This is a genomic window from Microvirgula aerodenitrificans DSM 15089 (assembly GCF_000620105.1).
Classification (GTDB): Bacteria; Pseudomonadota; Gammaproteobacteria; order Burkholderiales; family Aquaspirillaceae; genus Microvirgula; species Microvirgula aerodenitrificans.
The window spans coordinates 220,109-233,552 of record NZ_JHVK01000002.1 but is presented as its reverse complement, the minus strand read 5'-3'; the positions used below and the strand labels follow the sequence as shown (position 1 = coordinate 233,552).

At 65.0% G+C, this 13,444-nt stretch carries 11 protein-coding genes; 8 read left to right on the top strand and 3 right to left on the bottom strand.

Annotated elements, in window-relative coordinates; translation table 11 throughout:
* Positions 1–7 precede the first annotated feature (7 nt).
* Together flgK and flgL are read left to right on the top strand one after the other, a co-directional pair.
* Positions 8–1,822: a flagellar hook-associated protein FlgK gene (flgK, locus tag Q352_RS0102885; protein WP_036385089.1), complete on the top strand. Its 1,815-nt coding sequence runs from the start codon at positions 8–10 to the stop codon at positions 1,820–1,822.
* Positions 1,823–1,841: 19 nt separating this feature from the next.
* Positions 1,842–2,789 carry a flagellar hook-associated protein FlgL gene (gene flgL, locus Q352_RS0102880; protein ID WP_028498044.1) on the top strand — a complete coding sequence of 316 codons (948 nt, stop codon included), beginning with the start codon at positions 1,842–1,844 and terminating at the stop codon, positions 2,787–2,789.
* Between the two features lie 61 nt (positions 2,790–2,850).
* Here flgL and Q352_RS0102875 read toward each other — a convergent pair whose 3' ends face one another.
* Positions 2,851–3,693, bottom strand: a complete 843-nt coding sequence (locus Q352_RS0102875; protein WP_036385088.1) for a DMT family transporter — start codon at positions 3,691–3,693, stop codon at positions 2,851–2,853.
* Between the two features lie 202 nt (positions 3,694–3,895).
* Between Q352_RS0102875 and Q352_RS0102870 the strand changes: the two genes are divergently transcribed.
* From Q352_RS0102870 to Q352_RS22620, 3 genes are all read left to right on the top strand, one after another.
* Positions 3,896–5,917: a methyl-accepting chemotaxis protein gene (locus Q352_RS0102870; protein WP_028498042.1), complete on the top strand. Its 2,022-nt coding sequence runs from the start codon at positions 3,896–3,898 to the stop codon at positions 5,915–5,917.
* A 132-nt stretch (positions 5,918–6,049) separates the two neighbouring features.
* On the top strand, positions 6,050–8,626 hold the full coding sequence (gene clpB, locus Q352_RS0102865) for an ATP-dependent chaperone ClpB (RefSeq protein WP_028498041.1): 2,577 nt from the start codon (positions 6,050–6,052) through the stop codon (positions 8,624–8,626).
* A 198-nt stretch (positions 8,627–8,824) separates the two neighbouring features.
* The gene (locus Q352_RS22620) at positions 8,825–9,412 is read left to right on the top strand and encodes a DUF4760 domain-containing protein (RefSeq protein WP_084299787.1); all 588 of its coding nucleotides are present in this window, start codon (positions 8,825–8,827) and stop codon (positions 9,410–9,412) included.
* 37 nt (positions 9,413–9,449) lie between these two features.
* On the opposite strand, the gene fliW is transcribed toward Q352_RS22620, so the two are convergent.
* Both fliW and Q352_RS0102850 read right to left on the bottom strand, forming a co-directional pair.
* Complete coding sequence (fliW, locus tag Q352_RS0102855) at positions 9,450–9,893, bottom strand: flagellar assembly protein FliW (protein ID WP_028498040.1); 444 nt, start codon at positions 9,891–9,893, stop codon at positions 9,450–9,452.
* A 34-nt stretch (positions 9,894–9,927) separates the two neighbouring features.
* The gene (locus Q352_RS0102850) at positions 9,928–10,590 is read right to left on the bottom strand and encodes a DUF3298 and DUF4163 domain-containing protein (RefSeq protein WP_028498039.1); all 663 of its coding nucleotides are present in this window, start codon (positions 10,588–10,590) and stop codon (positions 9,928–9,930) included.
* Positions 10,591–10,905: 315 nt separating this feature from the next.
* Here Q352_RS0102850 and Q352_RS0102845 point away from each other — a divergent pair, with 315 nt between their 5' ends.
* The 3 genes from Q352_RS0102845 (at position 10,906) to Q352_RS0102835 (ending at position 13,419) form a co-directional block, all read left to right on the top strand.
* Positions 10,906–11,115: a hypothetical protein gene (locus Q352_RS0102845; RefSeq protein WP_028498038.1), complete on the top strand. Its 210-nt coding sequence runs from the start codon at positions 10,906–10,908 to the stop codon at positions 11,113–11,115.
* Positions 11,116–11,249: 134 nt separating this feature from the next.
* Positions 11,250–12,605 (top strand): prephenate-dependent tRNA uridine(34) hydroxylase TrhP, encoded by a 1,356-nt coding sequence (gene trhP / locus Q352_RS0102840; protein ID WP_028498037.1) that lies wholly within the window; start codon positions 11,250–11,252, stop codon positions 12,603–12,605.
* Positions 12,606–12,663: 58 nt separating this feature from the next.
* Positions 12,664–13,419, top strand: a complete 756-nt coding sequence (locus Q352_RS0102835) for a helix-turn-helix transcriptional regulator (RefSeq protein WP_028498036.1) — start codon at positions 12,664–12,666, stop codon at positions 13,417–13,419.
* The last annotated feature ends 25 nt before the right edge of the window (positions 13,420–13,444 follow it).

Sequence of the window (13,444 nt, the reverse complement as noted above, 5' to 3'; positions counted from 1 at the left end):
GTCCATTATGAGCCTCTTCAACATTGGTCTGTCCGGCCTGAATTCGGCCGCAGCCGGCATGAGCGTCACCGGGCAGAACATCAACGGCATGAACGTCGCTGGTTACACCCGCAAGGACATCATCCAGCAGACCCTGTACCCGCAATCGGCTGGCTATGGCTATCCGGGCAACGGCGTGCAGGTGACCGATGTGCGCCGGGTGTACGACGGCTTTCTCAACAAGCAGGTGCAGACGGCGACCTCGGCGAGCAACTATTACAGCAGCAAGCTCAGCTACCTGAACCAGCTCGATTCCACGCTGGCCAACTCGTCGACCGGCGTGTCCAGCCAGCTGCAGACCTTTTTCAGCGCGATCCAGACCCTGGCGACCGACCCGAACTCGGTGCCGTCGCGGCAGGCGATGCTCGATCAGGCGTCGTCGATGGTCAACAGCTTCAAGGCCGCCAATGACCGGATCGAGGAATTGCGCAATGGCGTGAATACCGAGGTCAAGTCGTCGGTTACCCAGATCAATGCGCTGGCCAAGCAGATTGCGTCGCTGAACCAGCAGATCAGCCAGCTGTGGCAGGGCGATACCCAGCAGCCGCTGGACCTGATCGACCAGCGCGACCAGGCGATCACCGAACTGAACAAGTACGTGAAAGCCTCGTCGGTGCCGAGTGACAGCGGCAAGGTCAACGTGTTCATCGGCAGCGGCCAGAGCATGGTGCTCGGCGGGACCCCGTTCGAGCTGCAGGTGATGCCGGGCTCGGGCAAGGATCTGCAGATCGGCTACAAGGATGGTTCGCCCCTGCCGTCCGACCTGCTGACCGGCGGCTCGCTCGGCGGCGCGCTCAGCGTGCGCAAGACGCTGGTGCAGTCGCAGGAAGAGCTCGGCGCCACGGCGCTCGGCATGGCGATCAACTTCAACAATCAGCAGAAGGCCGGTCTGGACAAGAATGGTGCCCAGGGTACCGACATGTTCACGCTGAACTTCAATTTCCCGCCGTGGAGTGCGGCGACGCCGGCTGCCAACGCGGCGCTGCTCGACAGCTACAGCAAGACGTTCGCCAATGGCGGCATGGATGATGCGACCCGCTCGGCCTTCGAGAGCGACGCGATCAACGCGCTGTCGCTGGCCATTACCCAGCCGGACAAGATTGCTGCCGCATCGCCGCTGAAAGCCACCGGCACGACCGGCGCCGCCACGGTCAGCGCCACCTCGATCAGCCGCGCCACCGCCCAGGACAACACCCTGGCCGACGACCTGATGGCCGGCCCCGCCTCGCTGACCATCAACTACACGGCGACCGGTCTGAGCATCTCCGCGCCGGCGGGCTACAGCGGCTATACCGTTGTCGCCCGCCCGGGCGTGACCGGCGGCTACAAGATCATGAGCAACGGCACCCCGCCCGAGGAGACTGGCGTCAACCTCACCATGAACGGCACACTGGCCGGTGGCGGGACGTTCCAGCTCGGCAAGAACACCAGCTTTACCGAGAAAGCCGACAACAGCAACCTGCTGGAGTTCACCAACCTGCAGACCGCCAACCTGGTGCAGGGCACGAATGGCAGCGCTACCGGCACCATGACCCTTCAGGGCGCGCTGGGCCAGACGGTGACCTCGGTCGGCAGCATCACCAATGAAACCAAGGTCATGAACGATGCGCAAACCAACTCGCTGAAGCAGGTGACGCTGGCGCGGGAAAGCGTATCCGGCGTGAACCTGGATGAAGAAACCATCAATCTGCTCAAGTACCAGCAGGCCTATCAGGCATCCGGCAAGGTGATCCAGACCGCCGGGACGCTGTTCGACACCATCCTGAATGCGGTCGGCGGCTAATAGCGGGAGCTAATGAATCATGCGTATCAGTACGGCAACCAACTATATTCTCGGTGGCAGCAACGTCAGCTACCAGCAGGCGCTGCAGAGCCAGATGCAGACCCAACTGTCGACCATGAAGCGGGTCAACACGCCGTCCGATGATCCGGTCGCGGCCTCACGCATTCTCGACATCCGTCAGGCTGACGGGCGCAACGAGCAGTTCATCAAGAACACCAATGCCGCCGATTCGGCGCTGAGTTTCAGCGACGAAGCGATGCAGTCGACTACCGAACTGATTTCGCAGATCAAGACGCTGGCGATCCAGGCCGGCAGCGGCCAGAACAGCGCGGCCAACCTGAAGCAGATCGACGCCCAGCTGCAGGGCATGTTCGGCCAGCTGATCGGCGCGTCCAACCAGGTCGACGGCAATGGTCAGTACCTGTTCTCCGGCACCAACTCGACCACGCCGCCGTATGTGTCGCAGCAGGTGTCCAATACCAGCGGCGGCATGACCTGGGACAGCTGGAACGTCACCTATAACGGCAATGACGGCCAGAAGACCATTCCGATCTCCTCCACGCGGCAGGTGCCGGTGACCGATACCGGTCCGAGCGTGTTCGGCTCGGTGGGCGGCGGCAGCCTGTTCGATGCGGTCAATACCCTGCACAAGGCCCTGCAGCTCGGCACCGACACCCCGGGCTACAATTTCACGTCCGACCTGCAGAGTGCCATTGGTGGCCTGGACAGCGCGATGACCCGGGTAACCACGGCCAATGCCGCTGTCGGTTCGCGGATGAATGAAACCGAGGCGACCCGCAATGGCAACGGCGACCTGTCGCTCGCTTATGCGGCGACGCTGAGCAAGCTCGAAGACCTCGACCTGCCGAAGGCGGTCAGCGACATGGCCATGGCCCAGTTGGCCCTGCAGGGCTCGATGGCAGCGTTCACCAAGACCCAGGGCCTGTCGCTGCTGAATTACCTGTAATCCCGCCCGGGATTGCCATCAGAAAGAACCGGCCGTCATGGCCGGTTTTTTCATGCCTGTCTCAGGCGCTGGCCGTCGGCCGTGTGCCTGCCAGTGCACCACCGACGATCAGCAGCCCGCCAGCCAGTGCCCAGCTGTCCAGCGTGCCGCCACCTGCCAGCACCAGGATGACCGTGGACAGCAGCGGCGTCAGGAAGGCCATCAGGCCCATCTCGCGGGCGTCGCCGGTTTTCATCGCCTTGTCCCACAGGAAGAAGGCGCCGCCCATCGGCCCGGCGCCGAGCAGCAGGATCCAGGGCAGATCGCCAGCCTGCAGCGGCGTGGCCGGTTCGAGCAGAAAGTGGCAGCTCAGCGACAGCAGGCCGGACACCAGGCAGAACCCGCCGACCGCCGCGGTCGGGAACGGCGGCACCCGGCGCGTCAGCAGCGAATAGCTGGCCCACAGCAGCGCGGCAAAAGCGGCGGCGCCATATCCACCCAGATAACTGCTATCGAATCCGGCATGCCCTTTGCTGACGACCAGCATGGCACCGACAAAGCCGGTAGCGGCTGCCAGCAGATGGCGGCGGGTCAGCCGGGTGCCAGGCAGCAGCAGCGGCGCCAGCAGCACGATCAGCAGCGGCCACAGGTAGTTCAGCAGATTGGCTTCGACCGGTGGTGCATTGCGGAAGGCGACGAACAGGAAGAAGTGATAGCCGAACAGGCCGGCGACGCCGATGGCGAAGGTCGAGGCCGGCACCCGCCACTGACGGAGGGTCGGCAGCGTGATCAGGCCGGCGAAGGTCAGCGTGGCACCGACCAGCAGGAACGGCGGCAGATGAGCGAGCTTGACGCCCAGGGCGGCAAGAGATGCCCAGATCAGGATCGCGGCGGCGGCATACAGGCGGGCGGATCGGTTCTGCATGGGATTGGACAGTGGATATGACGGACGCCCAGCGTAGCGGCAATGGGCTGTCATCCGCAATAGCGACACAAACATACAGTCTCTAGTTGCGCATGTCTTATTCAAACGTCAATACTGCTGTCCACCGCACATGACGCGGCCGTTTTCGCTGCCCGGCCGTGCCCGTGCCATAAAACCCATAACAAATCAGGGAGAAACGCCGATGTATCCACTCAACCGTTTACGCATCGGTGGCAAGTTGATCGTCGTGCAGATGTTGCTGCTGGCGGTGCTGATCGGTGCGGCGGTCGCCGTCCTGTCGGTGCAGATGGACCGCCTGCTGCTGCGCCGCTCCGGCGAAGTGCAGACCCAGCTGGTCAGCGACGCACTGAACATGATCGATGCCTATCACCGGGCGCTGAAGCTGTCGGCCCAGCAATTCGACCGCGCGTTCCAGAGCGAGCTGTCCGGCGTGTTTGCGCTGAGTGGCCAGGCGGTGGCACTGCCCGCTGGCGGTCAGGCGCCGGGTCTGACCCTGGGAGGCCATCTGCTGAACAACCAGAGCGAGCAGGTTGACCGCTTTCTGCTGCGCACCGGCAATGTGTCGACCATTTACGTGCGCGACGGTGACGATTTCGTATCGGTGTCGACCTCGCTGCTGAAGGACGATGGCGGCCGTGCGCTCGGTGAAAAAATGCCGCATGGCGATCCGGCCTGGCGCCGCCTGCTCGACGGCTCGCCGTATGTCGGCCAGGACGCGTTCTACGGCAAGCCGTACATCACCAGCTACAACCCGCTGCGCGACGGCAGCGGCAAGGTCATCGGTGCGACCCAGGTCGGCATCGACGTCAATCTCGGCATGTCCGAACTGCTGGCCCGCATCCGCAAGGTCAGGATAGGCGACAGCGGCATGCTGGCCATTATTGACGCCGGCGAAGACAGGCAGCGCGGCCACTTCCTGCAGCATCCGACGCGGATGGGCGAATCCGCGCTCGGCGACAAGGATGTCGACGGCCAGCCGGTCTACGCCCCGCTGCTGGGCAAGGACGGTGAAACCCGTGTCACGCTGGCCGAGGGGGGCGAGCATCTGGTGCGCTACGCCAGCTATCCGGACTGGCACTGGACGCTGGTCAGCATGGAGCGGGTCGATGAGCTGGCCGCCGACAACCGGGCCATGCTCGGCTGGGTGGCCGGCGGTGCGCTGGTCATGCTGCTGCTGGTCGGTCTGTCGGTTGCACTGTCGGCACGTTTCCTGGTCACCCGCCCGGTACGCCAGCTGGTCGATGCCGTGGCAAAAATGGGGGCCGAGCGCAATCTGGGTCAGCGGCTGCCGGAGTCGCGACGTGACGAGATCGGCGACATTGCCCGGGCGCTGAACGGCCTGCTCGGGTCGTTCCGCCAGGCGGTGGTGGCGACGCATCAGGGCACCGGGGAAATGAGCACGGCCGTGCACGGCATGGCCGACAATGCCGAGCAGCTGGCTCGGGGGGCCGGGGAGCAGAACGACGCCGCACAGGCGATGTCCGCCGCCGTCAGCCAGCTGAATGCCGACAACGACACCATCTGCGGCGAGACCAGCCGCGCGATGGGGGCGTCGCGTGCGGCGGCTGATGCGGCCGTATCCGGCCAGACGGCGATCGACACTGCCGTGGCCGAGGTCGGTCGCATCGCCGAGGCGCTGGGCAATGCCACCACCACCATCGAAGGGCTGGAGGCACGTGGACAGGAGATCCGCTCCATCGTCGAAGTGATTCGCGACATTGCCGACCAGACCAATCTGCTGGCGCTGAATGCGGCGATCGAGGCGGCGCGCGCCGGTGAGCAGGGACGCGGCTTTGCCGTGGTTGCCGACGAGGTACGCAAGCTGGCCGAACGTTCGGGGCAGGCGACGGTGGAAATCGGACGCATGATTGCCGCGATCCAGCAGTCGGCCGAAGAGGCCGCCGGCGTGATGCGCCAGTCGGTGCGTCAGGTCGAGAGCGGGGTGCAGACCACGCACGGGGTGGGCGAGACCATGAACGCCATCCGTGCCCAGGTGGTGGGCGTGGCGGAGATCATCGACCATATCAACGCCTGCCTGGACCAGCAGTCACAGACCACGCGCAATATCGGTACCCGTATCGACAGTGTGGTGCGCATGGCGGGCGAGAACGATGCCGCTGCGGCCTACACCGCGAGCACCGCGCGGCAACTGGAACGGCTGGCCGCCGACCTGCGCTCGGAAGTCGAACAGTTTCGCGTCTAGCATGAAGGCAGGCCGGGCCGGGTGCATGGCGGGCCCGGTTTGCCTGTTTGTGCGGCAGATCGCTGCCCGTGGCCTTGAAATGCCCGAAAACCCTACCCATGTATCGGTCATCCGTTGTTGAAAGGGGCAGTCATGCGTTTTGACAAACTCACAACCAAATTCCAGCAGGCGATCGCCGACGCGCAAAGTCTGGCGCTCGCCAATGACAATCCGGCCATCGAGCCGGTCCACCTGTTCGCCGCCATGCTCGACGATGCCGACAGCGGCGCGGTCAGCCTGCTGGCGCGTGCCGGCGTCAACGTCGGCGCGCTGAAGCCGGCGCTGAAGGACGCGATGGCGCGCCTGCCGAAGGTCAGCGGCAACGATGGCGAAGTCACGGTCGGCCGCGATCTGGGCAACCTGCTGAACCTGACCGACAAGGCCGCCATGCAGCGCGGCGACCAGTTCATCGCCAGCGAGCTGTTCCTGCTGGCCCTGGCGGACGACAAGGGCGAGGCCGGCCGGCTGCTGAAGCAGTTCGGCGGCCAGAAAGCGGCACTGGTCGCCGCCGTCGACGCAGTGCGCGGTGGCGAGAATGTCGGCAGCCAGGATGCCGAAGGCAAGCGCGAGGCGCTGGCCAAGTACACGATGGACCTGACCGAACGCGCGCGCGAAGGCAAGCTCGACCCGGTGATCGGTCGCGACGATGAAATCCGCCGTGCCATCCAGGTGCTGCAGCGGCGTACCAAGAACAACCCGGTACTGATCGGCGAGCCGGGCGTCGGCAAGACCGCCATCGTCGAGGGGCTGGCCCAGCGCATCGTCAATGGCGAAGTGCCGGAGTCGCTGAAGAACAAGCGCCTGCTGGTGCTCGACCTGGCCTCGCTGCTGGCCGGCGCCAAGTACCGCGGCGAGTTCGAGGAGCGGCTGAAGAGCGTGCTGGAGGAACTGTCGAAGGATGAAGGCAATACGCTGATCTTTATCGACGAGATCCACACCCTGGTCGGCGCCGGCAAGGCGGAAGGGGCGATGGATGCCGGCAACATGCTGAAGCCGGCGCTGGCGCGCGGCGAACTGCACTGCCTCGGCGCCACCACGCTGGACGAATATCGCAAGTACATCGAGAAAGATGCCGCGCTGGAGCGCCGCTTCCAGAAGGTCATGGTCAACGAGCCGTCGGTGGAGGACACCATCGCCATCCTGCGCGGTCTGCAGGAAAAGTATGAAATCCACCATGGCGTCGACATTACCGACCCGGCCATCGTCGCGGCGGCCGAGCTGTCGCACCGCTATATCACCGACCGCTTCCTGCCGGACAAGGCCATCGACCTGATCGACGAGGCGGCGAGCCGGATCAAGATGGAAATCGACTCCAAGCCGGAATCGATGGACAAGCTCGACCGGCGGCTGATCCAGCTGAAGATCGAACGCGAGGCGGTCAAGAAGGAAACCGACGAGGCCTCGAAGAAGCGCCTGCAGCTGATCGAGGAAGAAATCGACAGGCTGAGCAAGGAATATTCCGACCTCGAGGAAATCTGGAAGGCGGAAAAGGCCCAGGTGGTCGGCACCCAGTCGATCAAGGACGAACTGGACAAGCTGCGCAACCAGATCGAGGATGCCAAGCGTCGTGGCGATTTTGGCCAGGCCAGCGAGCTGCAGTACGGCAAGCTGCCGGAGCTGGAGTCGCGGCTGAAAGCGGCGGAAAAGGGCGAGGGCAGCCTGCAGCGGCCAAACCAGTTGCTGCGGACCCAGGTCGGTGCGGAGGAAATCGCCGAGGTGGTCAGCCGGGCGACCGGCATCCCGGTCAGCAAGATGCTGGAAGGGGAGCGCGACAAACTGCTGCGGATGGAAGACGTGCTGCATACCCGCGTGGTCGGCCAGCATGAGGCGGTGCGGGCGGTGTCCGACGCGATCCGCCGTTCGCGCTCGGGTCTGTCCGATCCGGACCGGCCGTATGGCTCGTTCCTGTTCCTCGGCCCGACCGGTGTCGGCAAGACCGAACTGTGCAAGGCGCTGGCCTCGTTCCTGTTCGACAGCGAGGATCACCTGATCCGCATCGACATGTCCGAGTACATGGAGAAGCATTCGGTCGCCCGCCTGATTGGTGCGCCACCGGGATATGTCGGTTACGAAGAGGGGGGCTACCTGACCGAACAGGTTCGCCGCAAGCCGTACAGCGTGATCCTGCTCGACGAAATCGAGAAGGCGCACCCGGACGTGTTCAACATCCTGCTGCAGGTGCTGGATGATGGCCGGCTGACCGATGGCCAGGGCCGGACCGTCGACTTCAAGAACACCGTGATCGTGATGACGTCGAACGTTGGCAGCCAGCAGATCCAGGCGATGGAGCAGGACGACTACGAACTGATCAAGCTGGCGGTGATGGCCGAGGTGAAGACCTATTTCCGCCCCGAGTTCATCAACCGCATCGACGAGGTGGTGGTGTTCCACGGGCTGGATTCCAGCCAGATCAAGTCGATCGCCGGCATCCAGCTGAAGCTGCTGGAACGCCGTCTGGCGAAGCTGGACCTGAACCTGCAGGTGACCGACGCCGCACTGGCCTTGATCGCCGAAGCCGGCTTCGACCCGGTATACGGGGCGCGACCGCTGAAGCGGGCCATCCAGAGCGAGATCGAAAACCCGCTGGCAAAAGCGATCCTGGCCGGCAAGTACCTGCCGGAAGCGGTGATCGTGGTCGACGCGAAGGACGGCAAGCTGCACTTCGACTGAGTGGCGCGGATGCCACGGATTTTGTCCGTGGCATCCGCCGCTCTTGCGCCGGATTTGTCACCGCGGGAAGAAGCCGTCTAGACTCATCGTGCGGTCGGGTTGTCCGCGACGGTTTCATTCCACAAGGAGAGAATCATGCGTGTATTTGTCAGCCTGGTGCCCGATGAAGGCTGGGACCTGTAAGGGGGCGCCTGGCGGATGTCTTCCTCCCGGGCGACGGATGTCGCACTTTACCTTGGCGAAACCCTCGGCTTCTGGCTCCATACAGGAGCCGTTTTCCTGTCCGCCGTGGCCACGGCCGGCCTGTGCCTGTACGCCGCGCGTCAATTGCGGCTGCTGAGAATCCAGTCCGACCGCAACGAGGTCCAGGCGCGGCGCCGGGCCACGGTCGATGTGGTGATCAACGAAAACCGTGATGCGGAGCTGAAAGCGGCGCGTGCCGTTTTTGCCGGCATGCATGAGGATCAGGTGAATTTCACCCCGTTTGCCTGCCGGGACCTGGTCGACCATGCGGAGCAGAACCGGACGATCCTGGCGGTGCTGAACCAGTATGAATTCATTGCCGCCGGCATCCGGGAGGGCGCCTTCGATGAAGGGGTGTACAAGCGGATGAAGCGCTCGCTGCTGATTCGCGACTGGGACGCCCTGGCCCCGTATGTGGTCGAGCTTCGCCGCCAGAGCCGTCGCAACCGGCTGTTTGCCGAAATGGAGTGGCTGGCGAACCGCTGGCGGGATGAGCCGGTCACCGATCCGCCGCATGGCGGCGCCTGCTGCCAGTCCGTCTGAGGGCGCCGCCTTTTCCTGTACAAAGGCGGCGCAGTCTTCAGCCTACCCGGCGCATGCACACATCGACGATCAGCCCCGGCAGTTGCAGTGCCCGCCGCGAAGCGGTGTTGATCACCAGCGGAGCGGACAGGTTTGCCTTCAGCGGCGCCAGTGCCGGATGCGTTGCCTGCTGCACGTCCTTGTAGACCATGACCAGCACCACGGCATCCTCGGCCCGTTCGAGCTGCAGCGCGTCGCGCTCGTTTTCCAGATCCAGTTCGTAGCGGATGCCGAAGCAGGCCGGATCGGTCAGGCTGAACGTGACCGCCGGATTGTCGAGCGACTGCATCCAGTACACATGGCGCGACGTGTCGTCGGTCCCTTCGTCATGGAACAGCTTGAAGCGCGTGCAGTCCTCCAGCCCGGCCAGCGGGGCGGCCAGGGTGAGGACGGAATGCTCGTCGATGTCGACCTGGCCGAGAAGTTGGGAATGGAACAGCATGGCAAGCTCCTGAGTCGTCGTGGATGAAGGTAAATCAGCGTGCAAGCAGATCGGCGATGCGGGCTGCCGGAATGGTGAATTGTGGCATGCCATAAGCGTACGCGGCGACTTCATACTGCCCGAACGCCAGTACCAGATCGCCGGCGGGCGAGAACCAGAATGGTTGCTGCGCATTCAGGTCCCGCGGCATTTCGAACGGCTGCCAGTCGGCCGGCATCTCTGGCGCCTTCTTGCGTTCATCGGCGTTGCGGGTCCGGATCTGAAGCGCCAGTTCGCCCATCACGCGCGGCTTCCACTGCACACCGGGTTTGAACAGGCCGGGCAGGCTGACCGGTGCGCCGGTGCTGCTGTCGAAGTGACGGGTGGCCAGATTGCCGTTGCCGTGCGCACCGCCGGTATAGCTCCACGACACCAGACTGACGCTGACCAGTCCGCGCGGATTGGGCCTGGCGGTGTAGTCATACAGGAATTCGTCCGGCGTGCCCCGGCCGTTGCGGCCGGCAGGCTCGGCGCGATAGTCATGGCGGACGGCAGCGATATCGGCGCGCAGCGGCAGTTCAAGCGCCTGGTTGATGCGCTGTCGTGTGCTGTCGCTCAGGCCGATCACGCGCGGAATCCGCGCATCGAGTTTCAGGGCGCGGGTGCGGAGGGTGACGGAATCGGTAACCAGCCGCCATGCCGGCCTGGCGGGGGACACCCTGTTTGCTGGCGGGGCAGCGGGAGTGGCGGCATGGAGAACGGACGGTGCAAGCAGGCACAGCAGTGTCGCAGCGGCAACGCCGGGCAGAGACCCGGCGGGACGGTTTGCCCGGCAGCGTGGCGCACGGGAAAACGGTATCGGCATGATTTCAGGGTCAGTGTGCAGCAAAACGGCATTGTCCCATGCAATCGTGAACGCCGACAGGCTGCGCGCCAGGCGGTCTCGGCTACAATCGTGGTCTTGCTCACCCTGAGACCGCGCGCGAGCGGGCCGGCCTGATCCGGCATCCGCCTCGCGGCTGATCCCCGCCTGATGAAAACACTGATGTTGCGCCTGTCCCGCCTGCCCAGACTGTTGCTGGTGCTGGCCTTTCTCGTCGGCACGCTGCTGTTCGGCTTCAGCGGCGCGGCCCTGCAGACCCCCGAGTGGGGTGCCTGGCGCGTGTTCGCGCTGCCGGCCATGGCCGCGGGCTTTCTGCTGCAGGCGGTGTCGCTGGTGGCACTGCTCGGCCGGCGCGGCTAAACCCCTGTTTGCGTACGGGTTTTTGCCGGGCTGCGCTTGACGCCTGCGCGCCCGGCGCGGATACTCCGCGCGATCGAGCCGGCCCGCAAGCCTTGCGGGCCTTGTCTTTTCCGCCGTTTTCGCCGTTTCCCGCCATGACCACCAAAGCTCCCGAACTGTTGCTGCCCGCCGGCAACCTCGCCAAGATGCGCGCTGCCTACGATTTCGGCGCCGATGCCGTATACGCCGGCCAGCCGCGCTACTCGCTGCGCGCGCGCAACAACGAATTCAAGCTGGACGAACTCAGGCAGGGGATCGACGAGGCGCATGCACGCGGCAAGCTGTTTTTTGTCGCCAGCAACATTCTGCCGCACAACGCCAAGCTCAAGACCTATATGGCCGACATGGAGCCGGTCATTGCCATGAAGCCGGACGCCCTGATCATGGCCGATCCGGGGCTGATCATGATGGTGCGCGAGAAATGGCCGGAGGTGCCGATCCATCTGTCGGTGCAGGCCAATACCACCAATCTGATGGGCGTGAAGTTCTGGCAGAAAATGGGTCTGACCCGGGTCATCCTGTCGCGTGAGCTGAGCCTCGACGAAATCGCCGAGATCCGCCAGGCCTGCCCGGACATGGAACTGGAAGTCTTCGTTCACGGTGCATTGTGCATCGCCTACTCGGGACGCTGCCTGCTGTCCGGTTATTTCAATCATCGCGATCCGAACCAGGGCACCTGTACCAATGCCTGCCGCTGGGACTACAAGATGCACGATACCCGCGACGACGACGCCGGCGACGTGCAGCGCATCCAGTTCGATTTCGGCCAGGCCATGGACGAGGCAAACCGGAACTTCGCCGCCTGCGGCGGGGCCGAGCGCCACCCGCTGGCCGATCGCACCTATCTGATCGAAGAGGGCAGCCGTCCCGGTGAACTGATGCCGATCATCGAGGACGAGCACGGCACCTACATCATGAATTCCAAGGACCTGCGTGCCATCGAGCAGGTCGAGAAACTGGTGAAGATCGGCGTCGATTCACTGAAAATCGAAGGCCGCACCAAATCGGTCTATTACGTGTCGCGCACGGCCCAGGCCTATCGCAAGGCCATCGACGATGCGGCGGCCGGCCGGCCGTTCGACCTGTCGCTGCTGGCCGACCTCGATGGCCTGGCCAATCGCGGCTATACCCCGGGCTTCCTCGAACGCCACCAGACCCAGGATTACCAGAACTACCTGACCGGCCATTCGCAGGCGAAGAAAAGCCAGTACGTGGGCGAAGTGCTGGAGATCGCGGCCGACGGCCGTGCGCTGGTCGACGTAAAGAACCGCTTCGCCGTCGGCGACCGGATCGAGATCGTTCATCGGGCCGGCAACCGCACGCTGACCATCACCGCGCTGCACAAGGACGATGGCAGCCCGCTCGACGTGGCCGCCGGCAACGGCATCCGCGTCTGGATGGATCTCGGCGGCCCGGCTGATGGCGCGCTGATCGTCCGCCTGTTCGACTGAATGGTGGCCGGCGTCCGGCCGCGGTAAGCTGGGTGCCGGTTTTTCCGGAGTGCCCGCCATGACCCCCGTCCTGTCCATCCGCCGCTACGATGCGGAAGTGCGCGTGCACGACCATGATCACACCCAACTGGTGTTTGGCCTCCGTGGTGGCCTGCGGCTGGAACTCGACGGGCACGGCGGCTGCGTCGGCGAGCGCCAGGCGGCGGTCATCCCGCCCGCCTGCCGCCACGCCTATGCCGGCGACGGACTGTGTCTGGTGGCCGATCTGCCGGCCGACGCCATCTGGCTCGGTGCCGCGCTCGGGCCGGAAGCCGATGCCGGCCAGCGCCTGCTCGACCAGCCGCGCGTGCTGTCACTGCCGGCCGGGCTCGACGGTCTGGTGCGCTGGCTGTCGACCCAGCCACTGCACGACAGCACTCTCGGCAGCCATGCCGCCGCCCTGCTGCTGTCCGGCCTGAGCCGGCCGGCCGAGGCGCCGGGTGCGCTGCCGCTGGCGGCCATTGACGCCCATATCGACCGTTGTGCGGCGCGACCGCTGCAGGTTGCCGATCTGGCCCGTCTGGCCGGGCTGTCGGTGTCGCGCCTGCATCAGCGCTTTCTGACCGAAACCGGACTGACGCCGATGGACTATGTGCGCCGCCACCGGCTGGCGCTGGCCATCGACCTGCTGCAGCAGACGACACTGGCGGTCGGAGAGGTCGCCGCCCGGGTCGGCTACGCGTCGCAAAGCGCGTTTACCGCCGCACTGGTACGCGCGCATGGCCTGACGCCGCGCGATATCCGCCGACGCGAGTCTGCCGGCAAACGACAATAGTGGCGCGACAGACCGACCGGCCGTA

What these genes read in the sequence shown, in the direction of transcription:
- Q352_RS0102875 (WP_036385088.1), bottom strand. Translation starts at nt 3,693, where the DNA reads ATGCAGAACCGATCCGCCCGCCTGTATGCCGCCGCCGCGATCCTGATC.
- fliW (WP_028498040.1), bottom strand. Translation starts at nt 9,893, where the DNA reads ATGCTGTTCCATTCCCAACTTCTCGGCCAGGTCGACATCGACGAGCAT.
- Q352_RS22620 (WP_084299787.1), top strand. Translation starts at nt 8,825, where the DNA reads ATGTCTTCCTCCCGGGCGACGGATGTCGCACTTTACCTTGGCGAAACC.
- Q352_RS0102835 (WP_028498036.1), top strand. Translation starts at nt 12,664, where the DNA reads ATGACCCCCGTCCTGTCCATCCGCCGCTACGATGCGGAAGTGCGCGTG.
- trhP (WP_028498037.1), top strand. Translation starts at nt 11,250, where the DNA reads ATGACCACCAAAGCTCCCGAACTGTTGCTGCCCGCCGGCAACCTCGCC.
- Q352_RS0102870 (WP_028498042.1), top strand. Translation starts at nt 3,896, where the DNA reads ATGTATCCACTCAACCGTTTACGCATCGGTGGCAAGTTGATCGTCGTG.
- Q352_RS0102845 (WP_028498038.1), top strand. Translation starts at nt 10,906, where the DNA reads ATGAAAACACTGATGTTGCGCCTGTCCCGCCTGCCCAGACTGTTGCTG.
- flgK (WP_036385089.1), top strand. Translation starts at nt 8, where the DNA reads ATGAGCCTCTTCAACATTGGTCTGTCCGGCCTGAATTCGGCCGCAGCC.
- flgL (WP_028498044.1), top strand. Translation starts at nt 1,842, where the DNA reads ATGCGTATCAGTACGGCAACCAACTATATTCTCGGTGGCAGCAACGTC.
- clpB (WP_028498041.1), top strand. Translation starts at nt 6,050, where the DNA reads ATGCGTTTTGACAAACTCACAACCAAATTCCAGCAGGCGATCGCCGAC.